Annotated in this window: 21 protein-coding genes; 4 read left to right on the top strand and 17 right to left on the bottom strand. The window is 64.4% G+C overall.

The genetic code is table 11. The features are described from left to right. Nucleotides 1–5 precede the first annotated feature (5 nt). The 7 genes from IVB19_RS14605 to IVB19_RS14575 all read right to left on the bottom strand — a co-directional run bounded on the left by IVB19_RS14605 (nucleotide 6) and on the right by IVB19_RS14575 (nucleotide 8,801). Nucleotides 6–1,112: a polyamine ABC transporter substrate-binding protein gene (locus IVB19_RS14605; protein ID WP_247821547.1), complete on the bottom strand. Its 1,107-nt coding sequence runs from the start codon at nucleotides 1,110–1,112 to the stop codon at nucleotides 6–8. A 4-nt stretch (nucleotides 1,113–1,116) separates the two neighbouring features. Continuing rightward, entirely contained in the window at nucleotides 1,117–2,295 is a 1,179-nt protein-coding gene (locus IVB19_RS14600; RefSeq protein ID WP_247821546.1) for an aminotransferase, read from the bottom strand. Nucleotides 2,296–2,303: 8 nt separating this feature from the next. Then, a complete protein-coding gene (locus tag IVB19_RS14595; protein WP_026233780.1) occupies nucleotides 2,304–2,630 on the bottom strand; it encodes a rhodanese-like domain-containing protein in 327 nt (108 codons plus the stop codon). 302 nt (nucleotides 2,631–2,932) lie between these two features. Next, nucleotides 2,933–4,861, bottom strand: a complete 1,929-nt coding sequence (locus IVB19_RS14590) for a potassium transporter Kup (RefSeq protein WP_018459338.1) — start codon at nucleotides 4,859–4,861, stop codon at nucleotides 2,933–2,935. Between the two features lie 141 nt (nucleotides 4,862–5,002). Beyond that, entirely contained in the window at nucleotides 5,003–6,901 is a 1,899-nt protein-coding gene (locus tag IVB19_RS14585) for a potassium transporter Kup (protein ID WP_018459339.1), read from the bottom strand. Between the two features lie 272 nt (nucleotides 6,902–7,173). After that, a complete protein-coding gene (locus tag IVB19_RS14580) occupies nucleotides 7,174–8,004 on the bottom strand; it encodes an OmpA/MotB family protein (RefSeq protein WP_007592497.1) in 831 nt (276 codons plus the stop codon). 23 nt (nucleotides 8,005–8,027) lie between these two features. Next, complete coding sequence (locus tag IVB19_RS14575; protein WP_018459340.1) at nucleotides 8,028–8,801, bottom strand: motility protein A; 774 nt, start codon at nucleotides 8,799–8,801, stop codon at nucleotides 8,028–8,030. Between the two features lie 327 nt (nucleotides 8,802–9,128). On the opposite strand from IVB19_RS14575, the gene IVB19_RS14570 reads away from it, so the two are divergent. Beyond that, complete coding sequence (locus tag IVB19_RS14570) at nucleotides 9,129–9,422, top strand: hypothetical protein (protein WP_085353034.1); 294 nt, start codon at nucleotides 9,129–9,131, stop codon at nucleotides 9,420–9,422. 18 nt (nucleotides 9,423–9,440) lie between these two features. Here the strand turns inward: IVB19_RS14570 and IVB19_RS14565 are convergent, their stop codons facing one another. From IVB19_RS14565 to IVB19_RS14550, 4 genes are all read right to left on the bottom strand, one after another. Then, on the bottom strand, nucleotides 9,441–10,160 hold the full coding sequence (locus tag IVB19_RS14565; protein WP_018459343.1) for an RraA family protein: 720 nt from the start codon (nucleotides 10,158–10,160) through the stop codon (nucleotides 9,441–9,443). A 152-nt stretch (nucleotides 10,161–10,312) separates the two neighbouring features. Beyond that, nucleotides 10,313–11,194: a CDP-alcohol phosphatidyltransferase family protein gene (locus tag IVB19_RS14560; protein ID WP_018459344.1), complete on the bottom strand. Its 882-nt coding sequence runs from the start codon at nucleotides 11,192–11,194 to the stop codon at nucleotides 10,313–10,315. 87 nt (nucleotides 11,195–11,281) lie between these two features. Further along, entirely contained in the window at nucleotides 11,282–11,986 is a 705-nt protein-coding gene (locus IVB19_RS14555) for a phosphatidylserine decarboxylase (protein ID WP_256374445.1), read from the bottom strand. Nucleotides 11,987–12,063: 77 nt separating this feature from the next. Next, on the bottom strand, nucleotides 12,064–14,019 hold the full coding sequence (locus IVB19_RS14550; RefSeq protein ID WP_247821545.1) for an ABCB family ABC transporter ATP-binding protein/permease: 1,956 nt from the start codon (nucleotides 14,017–14,019) through the stop codon (nucleotides 12,064–12,066). Between the two features lie 201 nt (nucleotides 14,020–14,220). Here IVB19_RS14550 and IVB19_RS14545 point away from each other — a divergent pair, with 201 nt between their 5' ends. After that, a complete protein-coding gene (locus tag IVB19_RS14545) occupies nucleotides 14,221–14,826 on the top strand; it encodes an LOG family protein (protein ID WP_018459347.1) in 606 nt (201 codons plus the stop codon). Here IVB19_RS14545 and IVB19_RS14540 read toward each other — a convergent pair. From IVB19_RS14540 to cysS, 4 genes are all read right to left on the bottom strand, one after another. Continuing rightward, a complete protein-coding gene (locus IVB19_RS14540) occupies nucleotides 14,823–15,200 on the bottom strand; it encodes a VOC family protein (protein WP_018459348.1) in 378 nt (125 codons plus the stop codon). The genes IVB19_RS14545 and IVB19_RS14540 overlap by 4 nt on opposite strands. A 49-nt stretch (nucleotides 15,201–15,249) precedes the next feature. Further along, complete coding sequence (cimA, locus tag IVB19_RS14535; RefSeq protein ID WP_085395863.1) at nucleotides 15,250–16,848, bottom strand: citramalate synthase; 1,599 nt, start codon at nucleotides 16,846–16,848, stop codon at nucleotides 15,250–15,252. Then, a complete protein-coding gene (locus IVB19_RS14530; RefSeq protein WP_085385796.1) occupies nucleotides 16,845–17,354 on the bottom strand; it encodes a GNAT family N-acetyltransferase in 510 nt (169 codons plus the stop codon). Before IVB19_RS14530 ends, cimA begins: the two co-directional genes overlap by 4 nt. A gap of 115 nt (nucleotides 17,355–17,469) precedes the next feature. After that, nucleotides 17,470–18,852: a cysteine--tRNA ligase gene (cysS, locus tag IVB19_RS14525; protein ID WP_247821544.1), complete on the bottom strand. Its 1,383-nt coding sequence runs from the start codon at nucleotides 18,850–18,852 to the stop codon at nucleotides 17,470–17,472. Between the two features lie 291 nt (nucleotides 18,853–19,143). On the opposite strand from cysS, the gene IVB19_RS14520 reads away from it, so the two are divergent. Together IVB19_RS14520 and IVB19_RS14515 are read left to right on the top strand one after the other, a co-directional pair. Then, complete coding sequence (locus IVB19_RS14520; protein WP_026233782.1) at nucleotides 19,144–19,449, top strand: hypothetical protein; 306 nt, start codon at nucleotides 19,144–19,146, stop codon at nucleotides 19,447–19,449. A gap of 131 nt (nucleotides 19,450–19,580) precedes the next feature. Next, a complete protein-coding gene (locus IVB19_RS14515; RefSeq protein WP_247297624.1) occupies nucleotides 19,581–20,768 on the top strand; it encodes a DUF2865 domain-containing protein in 1,188 nt (395 codons plus the stop codon). Between the two features lie 95 nt (nucleotides 20,769–20,863). Here IVB19_RS14515 and IVB19_RS14510 read toward each other — a convergent pair whose 3' ends face one another. Then, the gene (locus tag IVB19_RS14510; RefSeq protein WP_247297626.1) at nucleotides 20,864–21,436 is read right to left on the bottom strand and encodes a putative immunity protein; all 573 of its coding nucleotides are present in this window, start codon (nucleotides 21,434–21,436) and stop codon (nucleotides 20,864–20,866) included. A gap of 147 nt (nucleotides 21,437–21,583) precedes the next feature. After that, nucleotides 21,584–23,341, bottom strand: coding sequence for an NAD+ synthase (locus tag IVB19_RS14505; protein ID WP_247297628.1), 1,758 nt, complete (start codon nucleotides 23,339–23,341; stop codon nucleotides 21,584–21,586). Nucleotides 23,342–23,372 lie beyond the last annotated feature (31 nt).

The following is a 23,372-nucleotide window of genomic DNA, read 5'->3' as shown; positions in this document are numbered from 1 at the left end:
AGTGCTTACCGCCCCGTCTTCACCCTGGTCCAAAGCCTATTGATGACCCGCTGGGTCGCGGGCTCACGCGCCGTGATGACGAACAGCTTTGCGAGCGTCGCCTCGTCCGGATAGATGTTCTTGTCGCTCAAGATTTTCGGATCGACCAGTTTCTGGCTGGCGAGGTTGCCATTGGCGTAGGACAGGAAGTCCGTATTCCTGGCGGCCACGTCCGGACGGTAGAGATAGTTGATCAGCTCGTAGGCTTCGCTGACGTTCCTGGCATCCGCGGGGATCGCGAGATTATCGAAGAACATCTGCGCGCCCTCCTTCGGGATGGCGTAGCCGATCTCGATGCCGCTTTTGGCTTCGGCAGCGCGGGCGCGGGCCTGCATGATGTCGCCGGACCAGCCGACCACGAAGCAGATCTCGCCGGTGGCGAGCGCGCTCAGATATTCGGACGAATGAAACTTGCGCACGGAGGGCCGCACCTTGGTGACGACATCGGCGGCCTTTTCGAGGTCGGCCTGCTTGGTCGAGTTCGGATCAAGCCCGAGATAGTTCAACGCCGCCGGAAAGATGTCGTCGGCGGAATCCAGCATGTGGACGCCGCAGTCTTTGAATTTCGCGAGGTTCTCCGGCTTGAACACGATGTCCCAGCTGTCAATCTTGGCATCCGCTCCGAGAATCTGCTTCAACTTGGCGACGTTGTAGCCGATGCCGGTCGTGCCCCACATGTAATTGACGGCGTAGACGTTGCCGGGGTCGTAGATCGCGAGACGTTCGGTCACCACCGGCCAGTCATTGGCCAGGTTCGGCAGCTTCGACTTGTCGAGCTTCTGGAAGATGTTGGCCTTGATCTGGCGCTGGAGGAAATAGGCGGTGGGCACCACGACGTCATAGCCGGATTTGCCGGCCATCAGGCGCGTCTCCAGCGTCTCGTTGGCGTCAAACGTGTCGTAGACCACCCTGATGCCCGTCTCCCTGGTGAAGGCCTCGAGAACGTCGGGCGCCACGTAGTTCGACCAATTGTAGAAGTTGACGACCCGCTCCTCGGCCCCGGCAGGAGCGGAGAGCAACGTCAGCGCGGCGGCGATCGCAAGGCCAAAACCACAGCGGCTGACGTTGGTCATCTCCCTACCTCTTGCGCCCGCGCACCGCGTCCGACAGTCGCTCCAGTGCGGTGTCGAGCGTCTCGTCCTTCTTGGCAAAGCAGAAGCGCACCACCGAGGTCACAGGGTCCTGCTCGTAGAAGGCCGAGACCGGGATAGCCGCGACCTTGTAGTCCTTCACGATCCGCCAGCAGAACTCGGTGTCGCTCTCGTTCAGCCCGAGCGGGGACAGGTCGACGGTGAGGAAGTAGGTGCCCTGCGACTTCAGCACGGGGAAGCCGAGGCTCTCCAGGCCCTTGGCGAGGCGGTCCCTGCTCCGCGTCAGGTCCTTGCGCATCGACAGGAAATACTCGTCGGGCTTGCCGAGGCCGTAGGCGACGGCGGCCTGGAGGTTCGGCGCGGTGGTGAAGGTCAGGAACTGGTGCGCCTTGGCGGCAACGCGCAGCAGCGGCGGCGCGGCGCAGACGAAGCCGATCTTCCAGCCCGTCAACGAGAAGATCTTGCCGGCCGAGCCGACCTTGATGGTGCGATCCCGCATGCCGGGGATGGTGATCAGCGGAATGTGCTTGTGCTCGTCGAAGGTGACGTGCTCCCAGACCTCGTCGCAGATCGCGATGACGTCGAACTCCTGGCAGTAGCGCGCCAAAAGCTCGAGATCCTCGCGCGGAAACACCACCGCGGACGGATTCAGGGGATTGTTGAAGAGCACCGCCTTGGTCTTTGAATTGAAGACGCTTTTCAGCATGTCCTCATTCAGCCGCCAATGCGGCGGCTCGAGCCGGACCAGGCGCGGAATGCCACCGGCCTGGCGGATGATCGGCAGATAGGAATCGTACACTGGCTGGAAGCACACCACCTCGTCACCGGGCTGGACGACGGCGAGGATGGCCGAGGTCAGGGCCTCGGTGCCGCCGGAGGTCACCATCACCTCGCTCATCGGATCGAGCTCGAGCCCGTGCCAGTGGCCGTAATGGGTCGCGATCGCCTGGCGCAGCTCCGGCAGGCCCATCATCGACGGGTACTGGTTGTAGCCGTTCAGCGAGGCCTCGGCCGCGGCGCGGCGGATGTCTTCGGGGCCCGGGTCGTCGGGAAAGCCCTGGCCGAGATTGATGGCGGCATTGTCGCGCGCGGCCTGCGACATCGCCTCGAAGATGGTGACGGGAAGGTCCGCGAAGACCTTGTTGAGGGACGAGCTCTTGGACATCGGCGGGGTCAGCCGCCGATCTTGCTGGGAAGACCCGCCGCCTTCCAGCCCAGCATGCCGCCGGCCAGATGTTTGTCGTAAGGCAGGCCCGCGGCCTGCGCCGCCAGTGAGGCCGTCACCGAACGCTTGCCCGAGCGGCAGGCGAACACGACCTCCTTGCCGGCGGGATCGGGGATCGCCTTGGGATCGAAGGTCGAGAGCGGCACGACCACGCCGTAGGGATAAGCCTCGGCCTCGACCTCGTTCGGCTCGCGCACGTCGACGAGGAGATAGCGCCCTTCCGCGACACCCTTGGAGACCTCGTCCGGGGTCAGATCCTGTACTTGATTTGCCACATCATCCTCCAACGTCGCGGGCCGCTGCCGGGGCGATCCCGGCGGCCGGCAACCTCGCCTCTCGGCCCGCGAAAATCAAGCGCTACAAAGGCTTGAGCTGCCTTGCGCAAGTTAAAGCTAAATCGCAGCGACTTGAAGCGCGACCTTCACGATGCCTGAAGCTCCTGCTTCACACCTCACCGCTAGCTCAGTGTCATTCCCCGCGAAAGCGGGGAATCCGGTACGCCGCGGCCTGCCCGTATCCACGCACTGTTTCTGGGTACTGGATCGCCCGGTCCAGCCGGGCGATGACAACTGCGGAGCTAGATCGTCACCTGGGTGCCGACCTCGACGACGCGGCCGGAGGGGATCTGGAAATAATCGGTGGCGTCGTTGGCGGAACGGCTGAGCGAGATGAACAGCCGGTCCTGCCAGCGCGGCATGCCGGAATGGGCGGCCGGCTTGAGCGCCCTCCGCGACAGGAAGAACGAGGTCGACATGATGTCGAACTGCCAGCCGAGCTTGCGGGCGATCGCCAGCGCCTTCGGCACGTTGGGCGATTCCATGAAGCCGAACTTCAGCGTCACCTTGGAGAAGGTCGGCGAGATCTGTTCCAGCTTCACCCGCTCGGCCGGATCGATGCGCGGGGTCTGCGCGGTCTCGATGGTGAGAATGACGTTCTTCTCGTGCAGCACCTTGTAGTGCTTCAGACTATGCATCAGCGCGGTCGGCGCGCTCAGGGGGTCGCTGGTCAGGAACACGGCGGTGCCGGGCACGCGCTGCGGCGGCCGCTTCTCCAGCATGGCCACCAGGTCGGCGAGCGGGAATTCGAGCTTGCGCGACTTCTCGAACAGCAGCCGGCTGCCGCGCCGCCACGTGTACATCAGGATGATCATGAGCGCGCCGAGCGCCAGCGGCACCCAGCCGCCCTCGAACACCTTGAGCAGATTGGCGGCCAGGAAGGTGAGGTCGAGAAACAGGAACGGCGCGATCAGGGCGGCAGCCGTGAACGGCGACCACCGCCATACCTTCCAGATCACCACGAAGCCCATCATCGCCGTAACCACCATGGTCCCGGTGACGGAGATGCCGTAGGCCGAGGCCAGCGCGCTGGAGGAGCGGAATAAGAGCACCAGCAGGACCACTGCGACGAGCAGGAGCTGGTTGATGCGCGGGATGAAGATCTGGCCGGAATGGGCTTCGGACGTATGGCGAATTTCAAACCGCGGCAACAGACCGAGCTGGATCGCCTGACGCGTCAGCGAATAGGCACCGGTGATGACCGCCTGGCTCGCGATAACCGTTGCGGCGGTGGCCAGCACCACCATGCAGCCGCGGAAAAAACCTTGCGGAAAGAGCTGGAAGAACGGGCTCACGATCGCGCCGGGGTCGCCGAGCACGAGGGCGCCCTGCCCCAGATAGTTCAATGCTAGCGACGGCACCACGATGAACAGCCAGGCGGTCTGGATCGGCCGCTTGCCGAAATGGCCGAGGTCGGCATAGAGCGCCTCGGCACCGGTGACCGCCAGGAACACCGCGCCGAGCGTCACGAAGCCGATGATGCCGTGGTGGATCATGAAGGACACGGCGTAGAGCGGGTTCAGCGCGAACAGCACCTGCGGCTGCTGGATGATCGGGTGGATCGCCGCGATCGCGATCACCGCGAACCAGACGCACATAATCGGGCCGAAGAAGGCGGCGACGCGAGCGGTGCCACGGGACTGCACGGCAAACAGACCGACCAGGATGATCACGGTCAGCGGCACGATGTAGGACTCGAAGTGCAGGGTGACGTCCTTCATGCCTTCGAGCGCCGACAGCACCGAGAGCGCCGGCGTGATCACGGCGTCGCCGTAGAACAGGGCTCCGGAAATGATGCCGAGCAGGACGATGGTTGTTCCGCGGGTGCCGACTGCGCGCTGGGCCAGCGCCATCAGCGCCAACGTGCCGCCCTCGCCGTTGTTGTCGGCACGGAGCAGGATCACGACGTATTTGAGCGTCACAACGACGATGAGCGCCCACAGGATCAGGGAGAGCACGCCGAGCACGGCCGCCGGCGTCGGCACCCCCTCCGCGCCGGAAGCCGCCATGACCGCCTCGCGGAACGCGTAGAGCGGGCTGGTGCCGATGTCACCGTAGACGACGCCGATGCTGCCGAGTGTCAGCGCACCGAAGCCGGCAGTGGTGTGGGCATCGCCATGCCCATTGGCCGCCGCCGTTTCCGGGGCGGAAATCGCGATATCACTTGTCATGGGAGAGCCTGGTGGCCTCTAAAAATGCTTCACTGCACAACGGCAGAAGGGCGCGGGGCTTATAGGCCTGCGCTGCCGGCATAGCCTAGCCAGATTTCGGGCCTTGGCCATGCACATTTGCATGGCTTCGCCGGCCGCCATTTAGATGGTGACCTGGGTTCCGACTTCAACCACGCGTCCGGTGGGAATCTGGAAATAGTCGGTGGCGTCGTTGGCGGACCGGCTCAGCGCGATGAACAAATGGTCCTGCCAAAGCGGCATGCCGGACTGCGCCGACGCCTTCAGCGAGCGCCGCGACACGAAGAATGAGGTCGACATGATGTCGAATTGCCAGCCCTGCTTGCGCGCGATCGCGAGCGCCTTGGGCACGTTCGGCTGCTCCATGTAACCGAAGCGCAGGCGGACCTTGAAGAACTTGTCGCTGATCTTCTCCATCCGGAAACGCTCCGACAGATCGACCCGCGGCGTGTGCGCGGTCTCGATGGTCAGGACCACGTTGTGCTCGTGCAGCACCTTGTTGTGCTTGAGATTGTGCAGCAGCGCGGTCGGCACGAAGGAGGGATCGCTGGTCAGGAACACCGCGGTGCCCTTGACGATGTGCGGCGGCCGCTTCTCCAAGCTCCGGATCAGATCGTCCAGCGGCACCTCGATGCGGCGCGTTTTCTGGATCAGGATCCCGGACCCTCGCCGCCAGGTCCAGATTGTCCCGGCCATGATCACGCCGAACAGCAGCGGCACCCAGGCGCCTTCGAGCAGCTTCAGAAGATTCGCGCTGAAGAAGCTGATGTCGACCACGACGAAGGGCAGGATCACCGCTGCGGCCGTCGCCGCGCGCCAGTTCCACAATTTCCAGATCACGATGAAGCCCATGATGCCGTCAGCAACCATGGTGGTGGAGACCGCAATACCGTAGGCCGAAGCCAGATTGCTGGGGGTGTGGAACAACAGCACCAGCAGCATCACACCGATCAGCAGCAGCCGGTTTACACGCGGCAGATAGATCTGGCCGGCATGAGTTTCCGAGGTGAAGCGCACCTCGAAGCGCGGCAGGAGGCCGAGCTGCACTGCCTGATAGACCAGGGAATAGGCCCCCGTGATTACCGCCTGGCTCGCGATCACGGTCGCCGCGGTCGCAAGTCCGACCAGCGGCAGCACGAAATGCTCGGGCACCATGCGATAGAAGGAGTGTTCGATCGCGCTGGGATCCGACAGCACCAGTGCGCCCTGCCCGAAATAGTTGATCAGGAGCGCAGGCAGCACGAAGAACATCCAGGCCGACTGGATCGGCTTGCGGCCGAAATGGCCGAGGTCTGCGTAGAGCGCCTCGCCGCCGGTCACCGCGAGGAACACCGCGCCCAGTGTCACCAGGCCGATCGTGCCGTGCGACAGCAGGAATTGCAGGGCGTAATAGGGATTGATCGCTGCCAGCACCGACGGATCGTCGGCGATGTGAACGGCACCCAGCACGGCAAGAACGGTGAACCAGACGACCATCACCGGCCCGAAGGCTGAGGCGACCAGTGCCGTCCCCTTGCTCTGGACCGCGAACAGCAGCGTCAGGATGAGAACGGTCAGGGGAACGACATAGTGCTCGAAGGCGGGCGTTGCGAGCTTCAGACCCTCGACCGCCGACAACACCGAGATCGCCGGCGTGATCATGGAATCGCCGATGAACATGGAGGCGCCGACGACGCCGAGCGCCATCAGGAACCAGCTCCGCCGCCCGAGCGCGCGCTGGCCGAGCGCCATGAGGGAAAGCGTGCCGCCCTCCCCGTTGTTGTCGGCGCGCAGCAGCAGCAGCACGTATTTGGCGGTGACGACGATCAGCAGCGCCCAAAGGATCAGCGAGAGCACGCCGAGCACCATGACCCGCGAGACCGGCTGGCCATGGGCCGCGCCCCTGACGGCCTCGTGGAATGCGTAGAGCGGCGACGTGCCGATGTCGCCGAAGACGACGCCGATGCTCCCGAGCGTCAGGCCCCAGAAACCCGAGGTGACCGGCCCGTCCGGAGCTTCGGTCGATGTGATGCTCGCCGTCATATGAAACTGGAACGCTTCTGCCCGAGAATTGATCCGGCGCCTTTTGACGGTTCCGGTGCCCCTGTCAATCGGCACATCACCATAGCAGGCACCGGGCCAGATGCTGTGACGGCGCAGCAACGGTCGTTGCCCACGCGACGACATGCCTCAGGTAAGATGGTGGCACAAGAGCCCTGAGCCTTTCAGTCCCCGATTGAAGGGGAATTGGCTCTACATCCTTGTTTTGTCGCGCTTCTTCGCGCGAAACAGGGTCCACTTCGCTCGAATGCGCCCTACGGCTTCAGATTCGGCGGCAGCGGCGGATCTTCGCGCATCAGGGTGATGGTCACCCGCCGGTTGGCCGCGAGCGAGGGATCGTCCGGAAACAGCGGCTGGGTATCCGCCTTGCCGGCGACGGCGAAGACATGGGCGGCCGGCAGGCCCTCGCGTTCGAGGATCTGACGCACGGCATTGGCGCGGTCGGCCGACAGATCGAAGGCGCCGTAGTCGCTGCGGGTCGGCACGAATCCAGCCGCGGTGTGGCCGGCGATGGAGACGCGCAGCGGCGTCGCCTTGAGCGGGACAGCGAGCTTCTCGATCAGGCGGCGGGTGCGGTCATAGGGGACTTTGGAGCCGTCGGCGAACATCGAGCGACCGTCCTGGTCCACGATCTCGAGGTTGAGGCCCTGCTTGGTCTCCTCGAACATGATGTGCTTCGACATCTCGGTCAATTCCGGCATGTCCTGCAACGCTTGGCGCAGCGAGGCCGCCGCCAGCGCAAAATTGCGGTCGACCTTGATCTTGGCGCCCGACGTGCGGTCACGATCCTCCTGGTCCGGCGTCGGCGTGTTGGAGGAGTCCTCGGGCTGAATGTGATCGACGTTCTTCAGCCGAGGGCGGGTCGGCAGCCCGTCGGACTCGACGATGCCGGAATAGCGCGCTTCGGTCTGGACACCGAAGGCGTCGCGCATGGAGCCTGCGACGACCTTCAGCTTGTTGGCATCCTGGGTCGAGAACGCGACGAGCATCACGAAGAAGCTCATCATCAGGCCCATCAGATCGGCGAAGGTCACGAACCAGCCGTGACCGCCTCCGTGTGAATCGCCGCGCTTCTTCTTGGCCATATCTCAAATCCCGGCGCGCGGCCTCAGGCCGGCACCGGCTCGCCTTCAGCGTGGCGGTGCTTCTCGGGCAGATAGGCCAGCAGCATTTCGCGGACCAGCGTGGGGCTCTTGGAGTCGCGGATCATCAGGATGCCGTCGATGATCAGCGTGCGGTTAGTCTCTTCGTCCAGGAGCTTTCCATGCAGCTTGTCGGCGATCGGGGTACAAAACAGGTTGGCGACCAGCGCGCCGTAGAGAGTCGCGAGCAGCGCGGTCGCCATGAACGGGCCGAGCTTTGACGGGTCGGTCATGTTGGCGAACATCTGCACCATGCCGATCAGCGTGCCGACCATGCCGAAGGCCGGGGCGCAGTCGCCGATGGCGCGGTAGATCTTGCTGCCTTCATCCAGATGCATCAAAAAATTATCGCGGTCGCGCTCGAGATTGTCGCGAATGAAGTCCAGGTCGTAGCCGTCGGCGACGTAGCGGATGCCCTTGGCGAGGAACGGCTCGTCGGTCTCGACCTTTTCCAAACCCACGGGCCCTTGCTTGCGGGCGATCTCGGCGATGCGGGCGAGTTCGTCGACCAGATCGTGCGCCGACAGACGGCTCATAGTGAAGGCAAACTTGGCGCCGAGCGGTAGGCCGTGGATCAGCGTCGAGAGCGGAAAGCGGATCATGGTCGCGGCCGTCGAGCCGCCGAAGATGATGATCATCGCATGCTCGGAAACGAACATGTGGAGATCGCCGCCCAGCAGCATCATCGTCGCGATGACGACAATGCCCGCCACGAGCCCGATGCTCGTCATGATATCCATGGGAGACTCCAACGCGAACGCAACAACGGCCGTCCTGGCCGATGGCGCGGCCCAACCCCGAACCGCATCGGAAACCCTAGTGAGCCGCGATTAAAGACGCGTAAAGGTTAAGTTGAGCCGGCGCGCCTGGCGGCCGCAGCGCGCTGAAAGGCGCCGGCTTTTGCCGACTGCCGACACGGATCTCAACATTTTGCTAACCATACGGTGTCGCGCGCACCCGTCACCCGTGCACGCGATCCCTTCGGCTGCGGCCCTGCGCCACATCGGGGGCGACCGATCAATTGGTATTCTGGACCCGGCCGGCACCTCATGGCGGAAGGCATCGCAATGGTGACGCTGTTCAGTCTTCTCACCGCGCTTCCCGCAGTGCTGGCGCTCCACATGCTCGAACCCGGGCTCGTCCTGCCGGCGTTCAGCGTGCTGCTCTTTGCCGAGGCGGCCCTCGCCGGGATCGCAGCGCACCTGATCCACATGCCGGACAATGCGGAAGATATCACCCTGTGGGATTTTGCCGGCGGCTTCACCTTGATCGGATGCGCTGCCGCGGTGCTCGGCGAGCCGGATCAGGCCGCCTTGTTCCTGACGGAACAGGGCAGCCTGCGAGCGGCGTCGCAACCGTAGATCATCGCGGTCCCGCCGTTAGTGAATCTCCGCCGAGCGCTTCAGCGCAGCCTTCAACTTCTCCAACGAGAAGTCGGGGCTGCGGGCGATCTCGAGGATCGGCGTCTCGCGGCGGCCACAGAGTTCGGCGGCCTCGGGCAGCTTTGCGGCAATATCGTGCGGAATTACGACAGCGCCGTGCTGGTCGGCATGGATCAGATCGTCCGACTTCACGGTCATGCCGGCGACGCGCACTTCGCCGCCAAAGCTCTCGGCGTGCACCCAGGCATGCGACGGGCCGATCGAGCCGGCCAGCGCCTGGAAGCCCGGCGCCCATTGCGGAATGTCGCGGATCGAACCGTCGGTGATGACGCCGAGGCAGCCGAGCGCCTTGTGCACGTTGCTCTGCACCTCGCCCCAAAACGCACCGTAGCCGACGTCGGGACCGTCGATGTCCTGGATCACCGAGATGCGCGGACCGTGGCCGGTACCGACATATTCGTAATATGCGATGCGGCGCTTGGACTGCTCTTCCGGCGGTAGTGAATTTTTCAGCACCGAGCGGATCGCGACCGTGCGGGCATAGCCGACGATCGGGGGCAGATCGGGAAATGGGCAGACCAGTGGTTTGGTGGTGTAGCCGATCAGCCGGCGCTCGGGCGCCACGATCTCCATGGCATTGCAGATCGTCGGCGTGTCATAGCGGCCCAGCGCTTCGAGGACGGAAGCGGGCAGCGGCCCGGTCGCAGTATTCGTCACAGCGTTCTCTCCCAGATTGGCGGCCGCTGTTGGTGCGGTGCCGCCTGCACCGGGCGATATAGCCGAGATCGGGCCTCAACCCAACTCAGGGCGCCTCATGGCAGATATCCAAGTCTCGCTGTTCAGTGCCTTGGCTGCTTGGCGCTTGCCGTTCAGTGCAGCCGGTCGGGCCGGTCGTCTTCGCGCGGCGGCTCCGACAGGTTTGCCAGCGTCGGCGCCGAAGGCGGCGAGGAGACCTCGCCTCCAGCCGGCGCGGTGGCTTCCATCGCGCGCGCCTGGTCGCGATAGGATTTGTAGCCGAGCGGCAAAGCGAGCAGATACAGCACCGTTCCGATGGACAGCACGTGCCAGGGATAGGCGATCAGGATCGCGATGAACACGACCACCGCGACGAACGCCGGCAGCACCAGCTCGGGCGGCACGCGCATGCGCTTGGTCTTGCCGGAGAACACCGGCAGGCGCGACACCATCAGGAAGGCGATCAGCAGCGTATACGCAGCCGTCACCGCCGCAGGCAGCCGGCCGAGATCGAGGAACGCGACATAGATCGGCAGCAGCACCGTGATCGCGCCGGCCGGCGCCGGCACGCCGGTGAAGAAGTTGGCGGCAAAGGCCGGCTTGTTGGGATCGTCCATGGTGGCATTAAAGCGCGCCAGGCGGAGGCCACCGGAGATCGCAAACACCATGGCGGCGATCCAGCCGGCATTGCCGAGCTCGTGCAGCTGCCAGAAATACAGCATCAGGCCGGGCGCCACGCCGAAATTGACGAAGTCGGCGAGGCTGTCGAGCTCGGCGCCGAACTTGGACTGCCCCTTGATCATGCGCGCGATGCGGCCGTCGATGCCGTCGAGTGCCGCCGCGAACACGATGGCGTAGACCGCGAGCGACATCCGCCCCTCGATCGAGAGCCGGATCGAGGTCAGGCCGGCGCAGATCGCCAGCAGCGTGATGACGTTGGGCACCAGCATGCGCACCGGGATCGGGCGGAACCGCCGGCGGCGCACATCAGGATCTTTGAAGTCATAAGGCGTCATGGCTCGTCCTCACCTTGGGGCGAGATATAGCAAGCCGCGTTCCCCTCCGCCATTGCGGCGGAAGGCCCCTCAGGACCGACTTATTGGTTAATTGGCACGGTAGGCGCGGCTCGGGTCGTCTCCGGCAAGATCCGCCAGAATCGTCTCGCCGGCGATCGCGGTCTGGCCTTCCGAGACCAGCGCCTTCGTGCCCAGCGGCAGATAGACGTCGAGCCGCGAGCCGAATCGGATCAGACCGAAGCGCTCACCGGCGCCGATTGCCTGCCCCTCTTTGACGAAGCAGACGATGCGCTTGGCGACCAGACCCGCGATCTGGATCACGCCGATCCGCGCCGTCGGCGTCGTGATCACCAGCGAGTTGCGCTCATTGTCCTCGCTCGCCTTGTCCAGCTCGGCATTGATGAACAGGCCGGGCCGGTAGGCGATACGGTCCACCCGGCCCGCGATCGGGCTGCGGTTCACATGGCAGTTGAACACACTCATGAACACCGAGACGCGCGGCAGCGGCCGATCGCCGAGCCCGAGCTCGGCCGGCGGCAGCGCCATAGTGATCATGGAGACGCGGCCGTCGGCGGGCGACACCACGAGCCCCTCGCGCACTGGGGTCACGCGCACGGGGTCGCGGAAGAACAGCGCGCACCACACGGTCAGGATGGTGCCGATCCACCCCAAAGGCGACCACAGCCAGAACAGGAGGAGGCTTGCCAGCGCAAAGCCCCCGATGAAGGGATATCCCTCCTTGTGGATCGGCGGGATCTGACGCTGGATCGAATCGAGAATGGACATCGCTATCTGCCGCTCAGGGTTGATGGCGCAGGTCGTCCCGCGCGGTGGTGTTGTTTAGGCCAGAGTTGGGACCGGAGACAAGGTCACTCCGCCGCCGCAGGCGCCGTCAGGACATCGGCGACCGGCGGTGGCTCCCGGTTGGGCGCCTCGCCGGAATCGGCCATCCTCGCCAGTTTCTCGCGCGCCGCCTCGGCCTCGCGCTGCCTGTTCCACATGCTGGCGTAAAGTCCCCCCTCCCCAAGCAGTTTCGCGTGGGTGCCGCGCTCGGCGATGCGGCCCTGGTCCAGCACGATGATCTCGTCGGCGCCGACGATGGTCGAGAGCCGATGGGCGATCACCAGCGAAGTGCGGTTCTTCGCCACGCGCTCGAGCGCACCCTGGATTTCGTGCTCAGTGTGGGTGTCAAGCGCGGAGGTCGCCTCGTCCAGCACCAGGATCGGCGGCGCCTTCAACACGGTGCGCGCGATCGCAACCCGTTGTTTTTCGCCGCCGGACAGTTTCAGGCCGCGCTCGCCGACCTGGGTCTCGTAGCCTTTCGGCGCCATGCGGATGAAATGATCGATCTGCGCCAGCTGCGCTGCCTGCTCGACCTCGGCATCGCTGGCGTCCCAACGCCCGTAGCGGATGTTGTAGCGGATGGTGTCGTTGAACAGCACGGTGTCCTGCGGCACCATGCCGATGGACGCGCGCAAGCTCGCCTGCGTGACTTCGCGAATGTCCTGGCCGTCGATCAGGATCTTGCCGCCCGAGATGTCGTAGAGGCGAAACAGAAGCCGCGAGATGGTCGACTTGCCCGCACCTGACGGGCCGACGATCGCGACCGTCTTGCCGGCCGGCACCTCGAAGCTGATGCCCTTGAGGATCGGACGGGACGGCTCATAGGCAAAGCGCACATCCTCGAAACGCACATTGCCCGCGGAGACCACCAGTGGCTTCGCGCCCGCCGCATCCTTGATCTCAGCCTCGCGCCCCAGCACGTTGAACATCTTCTCGATGTCGATGATCGCCTGCTTGATCTCGCGATAGACCATGCCCATGAAGTTCAAGGGCTGGTAGAGCTGGATCATCATCGCGTTGACCAGCACGAAATCGCCGACCGTGTTGGTGCCGTTGCGCACGCCGATCGCGCACATCAGCATGGTCGCGGTCAGCCCCAGCGTGAAGATCACGGCCTGCCCGGTGTTGAGCACGGCCAGCGAAGTATAGGCCTGGACGCTCGACTCCTCGTAACGCGCGACCGACCGGTCGTAGCGCTGTGACTCACGGGCCTCGGCGCTGAAATATTTGACGGTCTCGTAGTTGAGCAGCGAGTCGATCGCCTTGGTGTTCGCCTCGGTGTCGGCATCGTTCATCTTGCGGCGGATGCCGATCCGCCACTCGGTCGCGATGTAGGTGTAGTACATGTAGACCGCGACAGTGACGAGGGTCGCAAGCACGTAGCGCCAATCGAACTGCCACAGCAGCACGGCCATCAGCAGCGAGACCTCGACGATGGTCGGGATCAGCTGCAGGATCACCATGCGCACGATGACCTCGATGCCCTCGCGGCCGCGCTCGAGCACGCGCGTCAGGCCGCCGGTCTTGCGCTCCAGGTGGAAGCGCAGTGACAACTCGTGCATGTGGATGAAAGTGATGGTGGCGAGCTTGCGCACCGCGTGCATGGCAACGCGCGCGAAAATGCCGTCGCGCCATTGCGTCAGCACCGCCATCACGATGCGCATCACGCCGTAGCTGGCGGTCAGCAGCAGCGGCGAGGCGATCACCCAGAGGTGCCAATTGTCGGCCTGAACTGGCGCACTGTTGGCGCCGGTCAGCGCGTCGGTCGCCCATTTGAAGCTGAAAGGAACCGTCAGCGTGATCAGCTTGGCGGCGAGCAGCAGCACCATCGACCAGACCACGCGCATCTTCAGGTCGAAACGGTCGCCCGGCCAGATATAGGGCCACAGATGCGCCAGCGTGCCCATCAGCGTGGCCCGCTCCAGCGGCCCCCCGGCGGGATCAGGAACGTTGGCGCCGGCGGGCGATTGAGCTTGGTCCATCAAGAAGCCTGAAAAGCCCGTCGATGCGGGCTGCGTTGCCATTAAGGATTTTCGTTTGTCATATAGAGCCTTACCGATGCCCATGCACCCCGCCAGATGGCGAATCTTGGATTGTTCGTCGTGGTTTACCGGTAGATTTCCGGAAGCCCCGAATCACCGATTGGGCTTGACGCCCCTTCGCTGCAATGCATCATGGCACCAATGAGCACGATCAAAACCGTCTGTGTCTATTGCGGCTCCGGCCCAGGAACCAATCCCCGTTTCACCGAAGGCGCCAAGGCATTCGGCAAGGCGCTCGCCGAGAACAACATCCGCCTCGTCTATGGCGGCGGCTCGCTCGGCCTGATGGGCTCGGTGGCGACCTCCGTCCTCGATCACGGCGGCACTGTCACCGGCATCATCCCCGATTTCCTGCGGATGCGGGAAAACGCGCTGACGCGCGTGCAGGAGATGATCGTCACCCCCGACATGCACGAGCGCAAGCGACTGATGTTCGAACGCTCCGACGCCTTCGTGGCGCTGCCGGGCGGCGTCGGCACGCTGGAGGAGTTGGTCGAGCAATTGACCTGGAAGCAGCTCGGACGTCACGCCAAGCCGGTGCTGCTGGCCAACATCGATAATTTCTGGGAGCCGCTGTTCTCGCTGCTGTCGCACATGCGCCAGACCGAGTTCATCCGCGCCGGCCTTTCGGTCGACATCCTCAAGGCCGATCGGATCGAAGAGATTTTGCCGAAGCTGAAATCGGCTGCAGCGCAGATCGAAGATGCGGAAAAGCAGCTCGCACCGGAAATGGCGCGCAAGCTCTAGTCCGCAGGAAACGTCACCGCCTCGATCCGGTTACCATCGGGGTCGACAACGAAGGCTGCGTAATAACGCACGCGATCGTGCGGGCGGATACCCGGCGCGCCGTCGGATGCGCCGCCGGCCGACAGCGCTGCGGCGTGAAATGCATCGACCTCGACGGTCGTCTTTGCCCGCAGGCAGATATGGACGCCGCTCTCCGGCGGCACGTGCGGCATGCCCTCGCGCAGATTGATCCAGAATTCGGGATAGGCCTTGCCGAAGCCGATCGTCCGCGGCCGCGTGACGAGGCGAGCGAGACCGAGCGCGGCGAGTGTTGCCTCGTAAAATGTCGCCGAGCGCTGGAGATCGCTGACGCCGACAGAGATGTGATCGATCATGGGTCGCGCCCCCTCTCCTGCTCGTCATCCCGTTTGTGGCACCGCCGCCCTACGCCGGCGCGCCCGACTTCACCAGCTTGTAGATCACCGAATCCATCAGCGCCTGGAACGAGGCGTCGATGATGTTGGGGGACACCCCGACCGTGGTCCAGCTGTCGCCGTTCTCGTCCTCGCTCTCGATCAGGACGCGCGTGACCGCGCCGGTGCCGCCGTTGAGGATACGCACGCGATAGTCGATCAGCGTCAGGCCTTCGATATATTTCTGGTACTTGCCGAGGTCCTTACGCAGCGCGACGTCGAGCGCGTTGACGGGACCGTTGCCTTCGGCCGCCGAGATCAGATGCTCGCCGGCGACGTCGACCTTGACCACCGCCAGCGCCACGGTGACGCGTTCGCCATGCGAATTGTAACGCTGCTCGACATTGACGTCGAACTGCTCGACCTCGAAATAATGCGGCACCTTGCCGAGCGTGCGCCGCGCCAGCAGCTCGAACGAGGCGTTGGCGGATTCATAGGCGTAGCCTTGCGCCTCGCGCTCCTTCAACTCCTCGACCAGCCGCGACAGTTTCGGATCGCTCTTCTCGTAGGCGATACCGGCGCGGTCGAGCTCGGCAATGACATTGGAGCGGCCGGCCTGATCGGACACCAGCACCTTGCGATGATTGCCGACCAGCTCCGGCAACACGTGCTCGTAGGTCTGCGGATCCTTCAGCACGGCGGAGGCATGGATGCCGGTCTTGGTGACGAACGCGCTCTCGCCGACATAGGCCGCATGCCGGTTGGGCACGCGATTGAGCATGTCGTCGAGCGTGCGCGACACCTTGACCAGGGTCGCGAGCTTCTCCGCCGTGACGCCGATCTCGAAGGCGTCGGCAAACTCGGCCTTCAGCTTCAAGGTCGGAATCAGCGAGCAGAGATTGGCGTTGCCGCAGCGCTCGCCGAGGCCGTTCAGCGTGCCCTGGATCTGCCGCGCGCCGGCGCGCACCGCGGCGAGCGAATTCGCCACCGCCTGCTCGGTGTCGTTATGGGCGTGAATGCCGAGATGATCGCCGGGGATGTGCTTCGCCACCTCGGCGACGATCGCTTCGACCTCGTTGGGCATGGTGCCGCCGTTGGTGTCGCACAGCACCACCCAGCGCGCGCCGGCTTCATAAGCAGCTTTCGCGCAGGCGAGCGCGAAACCGGAATCCTCCTTGTAACCGTCGAAGAAGTGTTCGCAGTCGAGCATCACCTCGCGGCCGGCAGCCTTCGCCGCTGCGACGCTGTCGCGGATCGAGGCGAGGTTCTCCTCCTTCGTCGTCTCCAGGGCAACGCGCACCTGATAGGCCGACGACTTCGCCACGAAGCAGATCACGTCGGCCTTGGCCTCCAGCAGCCCGGCCACACCGGGATCGTTGGAAACCGAGCGCCCCGCTCGCCGCGTCATGCCGAAGGCGGTGAAGCGCGCATGCGAAAACTTCGGCTTGGTGCCGAAGAACTCGGTGTCGGTCGGATTGGCGCCGGGATAGCCGCCCTCGACATAGTCGATGCCGAGTTCATCGAGCATCTGGGCGATGATTTGCTTGTCGGTCAGCGTGAAATCGACGCCGTTGGTCTGCGCGCCGTCGCGCAGCGTGGTGTCGAACAGATAGAGGCGCTCCTTGCTCATTGCAGCGCTCCCGACGCGGGTCCACTGCCGAGCGTCTTCTGCATGGTGGTGTTGGCCAGCCATTCGTCGTTGACAGTGATGCTGTTGCGCTGCATGGCGACATAGCCGCGCTTGGCGAAAAAGCCCTGCGCGTTGTCGCTGGCATCGACCGTCAGCTTGTCGGCGCCGCGGCCGCCCGCAAGCTTTTCCAGCGCATCGACGAGCATGGTCGCGAGGCCCTGCCCGGCCACGGCCGGATGCACATAGAGCATGCGGATATGATCCTTGCCCTGCAGCGAGGCAAAACCCACCGGTGACCCCTCCAGCGTTGCGATCAGCGTCAGGTCGGAGGCGAGCCCCTTGCCGAACTCTTCGTCTTCCGCCGACGCCATCCAGGCCTGTTGTTGGGCCTCGCTATAGTCCTCGCCGGTCAGCTCTTCGATGCTGGCGGTGAAGATCGCGGCGAGAACCGGCACGTCCTCCGGCAGAAAGGGCCGCAAGCCAGGCTTTGGGAGTGCTTGTGCCATCGTCTTCACCACATCCCATAGAGTTTCAGCGCCAGCGCCACGGCAGCGCCGAGCAGCAGGATTTTCAGCGCGATGTAATAGAACCAGTGCCGCGGAAAAGGCGTATCGGGTCGCTTCATCGTGCGACCTCCCACGTCGTCCCTTCCTTGGAATCCTTGATCGCAACGCCCATCGCGGCAAGCAGATCGCGGATACGATCGGACTCCGCAAAGTCCTTGCGCGCACGCGCCGCCGTCCGCTCCGAGATCAGGCGCTCGACTTCCTTGGCATCGACGCCGCTCGCCTGCTGCTTGCGTCCTTCCCACTGCGCGGCACTCTCGGAGAGAAAGCCGAGCAGACGCAACGAACCCGCGAGGGCACCAACATCGCTGCCGCGCAGCCCATGCAGCGCCGCGATCGCCAGCGGCGTGTTGAGGTCGTCGAGCAGCGGCTCGACCACTGAGGGGGGGGGCTTGCCGGATGCGACGTCAGCCGCACCCCGATACCAATCGTCGAGCGTCCTGGCGCTCTCCTCCAGCGACTTCATCGTCCAGTCGATCGGCGAGCGGTAATGCGTCTTGAGCATATTCAGGCGCAGCACTTCGCCCGGCCAGTCCGCGAGCAGCTCGTGAATCGTGACGAAGTTGCCTAGCGATTTCGACATCTTCTCGCTCTCGACCTGCAGGAAGCCGTTGTGCATCCAGTAGTTCGCCATGCGCTCCCGGTGGAAGGCGCAGCAGGTCTGCGCGACCTCGTTCTCGTGATGCGGAAACACGAGATCGATGCCGCCGCCATGGATGTCGAAGTGCTCGCCGAGATGCTTCCAGGCCATGGCCGAGCACTCGACATGCCAGCCCGGGCGCCCCTGCGCGGCGACGCCGGCGGGTGACGGCCATGACGGCTCGCCGGGCTTGGACGGCTTCCACAGCACGAAGTCGGTGTTGCCTTTCTTGTAGGGCGCGACATCGACGCGGGCGCCGGCAACCATCTCGTCCAGCGAACGATTGGACAGCGCGCCATAGCGCGGCAACCCGGCATCGGCCGCGTTCATCGCCTGCGGCGAGAACAGCACGTGATCCTCGGCAACATAGGCAAAGCCGCCGGCAACCAGCCGTTCGATGATCTCGCGCATCTCGCCGATATGCTCGGTGGCGCGCGGCTCGACGCTCGGCCGCAGCGCGCCGAGCGCGTCGACGTCAGCGTGAAACTGTTTGCCGGTTTGCTCGGTGACTTTCCGGATCGCCTCGTTCAGCGGCAGGCCGGGGAAATCCCGCGCGGCGCGGTCGTTGATCTTGTCGTCCACGTCGGTGATGTTGCGGACATATTTGACGTGCGCCTCACCGTAGAGATGGCGCAGCAGCCGAAACAGCACGTCGAACACGATCACCGGCCGGGCATTGCCGATATGGGCGAAGTCATAGACCGTCGGTCCGCAGACATACATGCGGACGTTCTTGGCATCGAGCGGCACGAAGGTGCGCTTTTCCCGGCTCAGCGTATCGTAAAGGCGCAATTCCATAAGGATACCCGTCGGCTGTTGGCCGGGCGTCCAGTGCTCTCAATGGTTTTGAGAAAAGACGGCTCCAGCCAGCGAATCGCTAGCTCGTAATCTCGCGGCAAATGGCGCAAATGACGAGGAGACCGTTCATGACGGAACATATGGGCTATGAGGCGGCCCCGCGTCAAGAGAGCCGCGAAAACGCCGTCTTATCTCCGCAATGCGCAGCCGCCGCGCGCAGATGGTTCATCTCCTTAACCATTTGAGCCCATTCTGGAACTGGCAGTTCACATTTTTTGCCCCGGTGTTTTCATGCGATCATTGCTTGCGCTCATGTCCTGCGCCTCCATCCTTGCGGCGTCCAGCGCTCTCGCGGAGACCCGCGTCTTCATCATCCCAAACCAGGCGGACGGCTACGGCGTCGATCAGTGCCTGGCCAAGAGCGACAAATGCGGCGCGCAGGTCGCCCGCACCTACTGCCAGTCACGCGATTTTGCCCAGGCTTCGGCCTATCGCCGGGTCGATCCCGACGAAATTACCGGCTCTGTCCCCAAATCCGGCGCAAACTGCTCCCATGGCCATTGCGACGAATATGTCGCAATCACCTGCCAGCGCTGAATTCGCTCGGAACTGGCGTACCTTAGGCCCAATCGCTGGCCTCTGAAACGACGTGACGATGCCGCAGGAAGCGGCTATGGGAGGGCGCGCTCCGGCCTCCCCACATCACGCGTGGCCGTGACCTCGCTAGAATGGCGGATATGCCTGAATTTTTGTCTCTCTCCCGTGCTCGCTCGATCCTTGCCTGTGCCGTGCTCTTCAGCACGGTTGCGCTCGCCAATAACGCGTTCGCACAGGCCGGCCCGCCGGGACCGCCGCCTCAGCCCGGCCAGAACGGGCTCGGACCCAACCCGATGTGCGCGCGCCTGGAAGGTCAGCTCGCCGGTCTCGATCGTGGCGGCGGCGGTGATCCCGCGCGCGAAGACCAGATCCGCCGCTATCAGGAATCTCAGACCAAGCAGCAGGCCGAGCTCGATCGTGTCACCATGCAGGCCAAGCGCATGGGTTGCGATTCCTCCGGCTTCTTCTCGCTGTTCAGCGGCCAGTCGGCGCAATGCGGTCCGGTCAACACCCAGATCCAGCAGATGCGCGCCAATCTGGACCAGATCACCGGCAATCTCGAACGCCTGCGCGGCGGCGGCCCCGGCGGCTTTAGCCCCGAGCGTGACAACCAGCGCCGCTCGGTGCTGGCAGCGCTGGCGCAGAACAATTGCGGCCCGCAATATGCCAATGCGGCGCAGTCGCAAGGCGGCGGCAATTTCCTGAGCAATCTGTTCGGCGGCAACAACCCCAATAATCCGCAAGGCGTGCCGCCGTCCGATCTCGGCCCGCAATCAGGCACCTATCGCACTGTGTGCGTGCGCACCTGCGACGGCGCCTACTTCCCGGTCTCGTTTGCGACCGTGCCGGCGCGCTTCCCCGACGACGAGAAGACCTGCAAGGCGCTGTGCCCGGCCGCCGAGGCCGTGCTCTACACCCATCGCAATCCCGGTGAAGACATGAACTCCGCGGTCTCCACCAGCGGCCAGCCCTACACGGCGCTGCCGACCGCGTTCAAATTCCGCAGCGAGTTCAACCCGTCCTGCTCCTGCAAGGCGGCGGGCCAGACCTGGGCCGACGCGCTCAAATCCGCCGACGACAAGGCGTCGGCCGAACAGCAAGGTGACATCATCGTCACCGAGGAGAGCGCCAAGAAAATGCAGCAGCGGCAGCTCAACAAGGGCACGCCTGCCGCCAATGGCAAGAAGGGTGCGACGCCGACCACGGCGGCTGCACCTGTCGCGACTCCGCCTGCCGATACCGGCACCGCTACGACCTCGTCCGAGAACAAGCCGATCCGTTCGGTCGGACCAAGCTTCTTGCCGCAGCAGCAGAAGTAGGTCACGTCCTCCGCTGTCATGGCCCCGCGAAAGCGGGGGCCATCCTGTACGCTGGCATCAGCTGGTTTTCACGACGACCGGCGCAGCGTACTGGATCATCTGCTTTCGCGGCTGATAACAGCGAAATGGGTGGCGAGACCGTTTGCCTCGCGAATCATCCAATCAATTGCGCGCAAGAGTTCCCCGACCCGGCCGCCGCCAAGCGGCGCTGTCGGGTAGCGCCCCAAGACACGAACAAATCTAGGCGTCGCGCGCCGGGCGGCGTGCTCAATATAGTCTACACCGACACCGGGATTCGCAGCCGTTTCGAGTTCGAGGGCCCGTGCGGCGTGGGCCGCCGCGCCAAGAATGTGCCTGACCTGGGTCGATCGAGCCAGGGGATGAAGATACGCCGCGGATGAGGCACTCATCGCCGCGCGTGCGGCTAGGCTGGCTGCCGCACCTTTGGATTCGTTTGCTGCCTTCAGCGCTGCCCAGGCTGCATCGCGCAGGGTCTTTACCCGCTTGCCTCCCTTCGCGAAGGTCCGCGCTGCTTCGACTGCGTCACGCGGCCGGAAATCCACTGGATGCGCCCGCTCGAATATTTCCAGCACGTCCGCGGCATTTGCCGCCGCATAGGCTGCAACCTCTCGGAGATCATCCATGTCAAGGGAGATTTCGTCTGCCATGCTTTCGCCCACCACCAGCTCCGGAGCACACCTATGAATGCTCTATGGTCGAATTCGATCGCCCAAGCAGGATGCCAGAAGATATGGATCACCTCATTGGATGACGACAGCGGAATGCAATCTCCAAGCTACCCGAACTGGCAGCCCCTACCCCTCAAACGCGTCGATCGAGGCTTTGCTCACACGCGAGACCAGCGTCTCATCCGGAGCGGCGAGCTGCTCGCCTTTGTCGCGAAAGCGGTTGGTGATGGGATAGCGGCGGTCGCGGCCGAAATTCCTGGCTGTGACCTTGACGCCGGGCGCGGCCTGGCGGCGCTTGTATTCGGCGACGTTGAGGAGATGGTCGATGCGGGTGACCGTCTCGCGGTCAAAGCCCGCGGCGATGATTATATCGAGCGGCTCTTCGCGCTCGATGAGACGCTCCAGGATGGCATCAAGCGCGTCGTAAGCCGGCAACGAATCCTGGTCGGTCTGGTTCTCGCGCAGCTCCGCGGTCGGCGGACGCGTGATGATGTCGGGCGGGATCACCTCACCGGCCGGCCCCAGCGCCCCCTCGGGCTTCCACGAATTACGCAAGCTTGCCAGCCGAAACACCTGCGTCTTGTAGATGTCCTTGATCGGATTGAAGCCGCCGTTCATGTCGCCATAGAGCGTGGCGTAGCCGACCGACATCTCCGACTTGTTGCCTGTGGTCACCACCATCAGGCCGGTCTTGTTCGAGATCGCCATCAGCAGCGTGCCGCGGGTGCGGGCCTGGAGATTCTCCTCGGTGACATCGGGCGGCAGATTCTTGAAGACGCCGGACAGGATGGTCTCGAACCCGGTCACCGCTTCGGCGATCGGCAGCACCTCGTAGCGGATGCCGAGATGGCCGGCGAGCTCGCCGGCGTCCGCAATCGAGCTTGCCGCGGTGTAGCGATAAGGCAGCATCACGCCGTGCACCTGATCGGAACCGAGTGCATCGACCGCGATCGCCGCGCACAGCGCGGAGTCGATGCCGCCGGAAATGCCGAGCAGCACGCCGGGAAAGCCATTCTTGGCGACGTAGTCGCGCAAGCCCAGCACGCAGGCCGCGTAGTCGGCGTAGTCTGCCTCGGGCTGCGCGGCGATCGGCCCGGTGCAACGCCAATCGTCGCCGCTTCTCGTGAAGTGCAGTGTGGTGATGCTCTCCGCGAACGCCGGCAATTGCGCTGCGAGCGAAAGGTCGCCGTTGAGCGCAAAGGAGGCGCCGTCGAACACCAACTCGTCCTGGCCGCAAACCTGGTTGAGATAGACCAGCGGCAGACCGCTCTCGGTGACGCGCGCGACCGCGACCGACAAGCGCACGTCGGCCTTGTCGCGGGCGTAAGGCGAGCCGTTCGGCACGAGGATGATCTCGGCGCCGGTCTCGGCCAGCGTCTCGACCACGTTCTCGTAGTCCTCGGACTCCTCAAGCCAGATGTCCTCGCAGATCGGCACACCGACGCGCACGCCGCGCACGGTGACGGGGCCGGCGGCAGGCCCGCGCGAAAACAGCCGCTTCTCGTCGAACACGCCGTAATTCGGTAGATTGCATTTGAAGCGCAGGCCAGCGATACGGCCGCCATCGAGCAGCGCGCAGGCATTATAGAGCCTGCCCTCCTCGACCCAGGGCGTGCCGATCAGCATCGCCGGCCCGCCATCGGCGGTCTCGCGCGCCAGCGCTTCGATCGCAGCGCGGCAGGCGGCCTGAAAGGAAGGCTTCTGCACGAGATCTTCCGGCGGGTAGCCGGCGATGAACAATTCCGGAAACAGCACGAGATCGGCACCGTCGGCGGCTGCCTGCACGCGCGCCGCGCGCGCTTTCGCGGCATTGCCCTCGATGTCGCCCATGGTCGGATTGAGCTGGGCGAGCGTGACCGCGAATGCGTTGAGACGTTCGGTCATGGCGCTCCGATCAGAGCATGATCCGGAAAAG

It is taken from the genome of Bradyrhizobium sp. 187 (assembly GCF_023101005.1).
In the GTDB taxonomy this organism is placed as follows: domain Bacteria; phylum Pseudomonadota; class Alphaproteobacteria; order Rhizobiales; family Xanthobacteraceae; genus Bradyrhizobium; species Bradyrhizobium canariense_D.
This window is presented reverse-complemented; position numbering and strand designations above follow the sequence as displayed.

What these genes read in the sequence shown, in the direction of transcription:
- IVB19_RS14505 (WP_247297628.1), bottom strand. Translation starts at nt 23,341, where the DNA reads ATGACCGAACGTCTCAACGCATTCGCGGTCACGCTCGCCCAGCTCAAT.
- IVB19_RS14530 (WP_085385796.1), bottom strand. Translation starts at nt 17,354, where the DNA reads ATGGCACAAGCACTCCCAAAGCCTGGCTTGCGGCCCTTTCTGCCGGAG.
- IVB19_RS14560 (WP_018459344.1), bottom strand. Translation starts at nt 11,194, where the DNA reads ATGACGCCTTATGACTTCAAAGATCCTGATGTGCGCCGCCGGCGGTTC.
- IVB19_RS14605 (WP_247821547.1), bottom strand. Translation starts at nt 1,112, where the DNA reads ATGACCAACGTCAGCCGCTGTGGTTTTGGCCTTGCGATCGCCGCCGCG.
- IVB19_RS14520 (WP_026233782.1), top strand. Translation starts at nt 19,144, where the DNA reads ATGCGATCATTGCTTGCGCTCATGTCCTGCGCCTCCATCCTTGCGGCG.
- IVB19_RS14600 (WP_247821546.1), bottom strand. Translation starts at nt 2,295, where the DNA reads ATGTCCAAGAGCTCGTCCCTCAACAAGGTCTTCGCGGACCTTCCCGTC.
- IVB19_RS14570 (WP_085353034.1), top strand. Translation starts at nt 9,129, where the DNA reads ATGGTGACGCTGTTCAGTCTTCTCACCGCGCTTCCCGCAGTGCTGGCG.
- IVB19_RS14510 (WP_247297626.1), bottom strand. Translation starts at nt 21,436, where the DNA reads ATGGCAGACGAAATCTCCCTTGACATGGATGATCTCCGAGAGGTTGCA.
- IVB19_RS14515 (WP_247297624.1), top strand. Translation starts at nt 19,581, where the DNA reads ATGGCGGATATGCCTGAATTTTTGTCTCTCTCCCGTGCTCGCTCGATC.
- IVB19_RS14540 (WP_018459348.1), bottom strand. Translation starts at nt 15,200, where the DNA reads ATGATCGATCACATCTCTGTCGGCGTCAGCGATCTCCAGCGCTCGGCG.
- IVB19_RS14575 (WP_018459340.1), bottom strand. Translation starts at nt 8,801, where the DNA reads ATGGATATCATGACGAGCATCGGGCTCGTGGCGGGCATTGTCGTCATC.
- cimA (WP_085395863.1), bottom strand. Translation starts at nt 16,848, where the DNA reads ATGAGCAAGGAGCGCCTCTATCTGTTCGACACCACGCTGCGCGACGGC.
- IVB19_RS14585 (WP_018459339.1), bottom strand. Translation starts at nt 6,901, where the DNA reads ATGACGGCGAGCATCACATCGACCGAAGCTCCGGACGGGCCGGTCACC.
- IVB19_RS14580 (WP_007592497.1), bottom strand. Translation starts at nt 8,004, where the DNA reads ATGGCCAAGAAGAAGCGCGGCGATTCACACGGAGGCGGTCACGGCTGG.
- IVB19_RS14590 (WP_018459338.1), bottom strand. Translation starts at nt 4,861, where the DNA reads ATGACAAGTGATATCGCGATTTCCGCCCCGGAAACGGCGGCGGCCAAT.
- cysS (WP_247821544.1), bottom strand. Translation starts at nt 18,852, where the DNA reads ATGGAATTGCGCCTTTACGATACGCTGAGCCGGGAAAAGCGCACCTTC.
- IVB19_RS14550 (WP_247821545.1), bottom strand. Translation starts at nt 14,019, where the DNA reads ATGGACCAAGCTCAATCGCCCGCCGGCGCCAACGTTCCTGATCCCGCC.
- IVB19_RS14545 (WP_018459347.1), top strand. Translation starts at nt 14,221, where the DNA reads ATGAGCACGATCAAAACCGTCTGTGTCTATTGCGGCTCCGGCCCAGGA.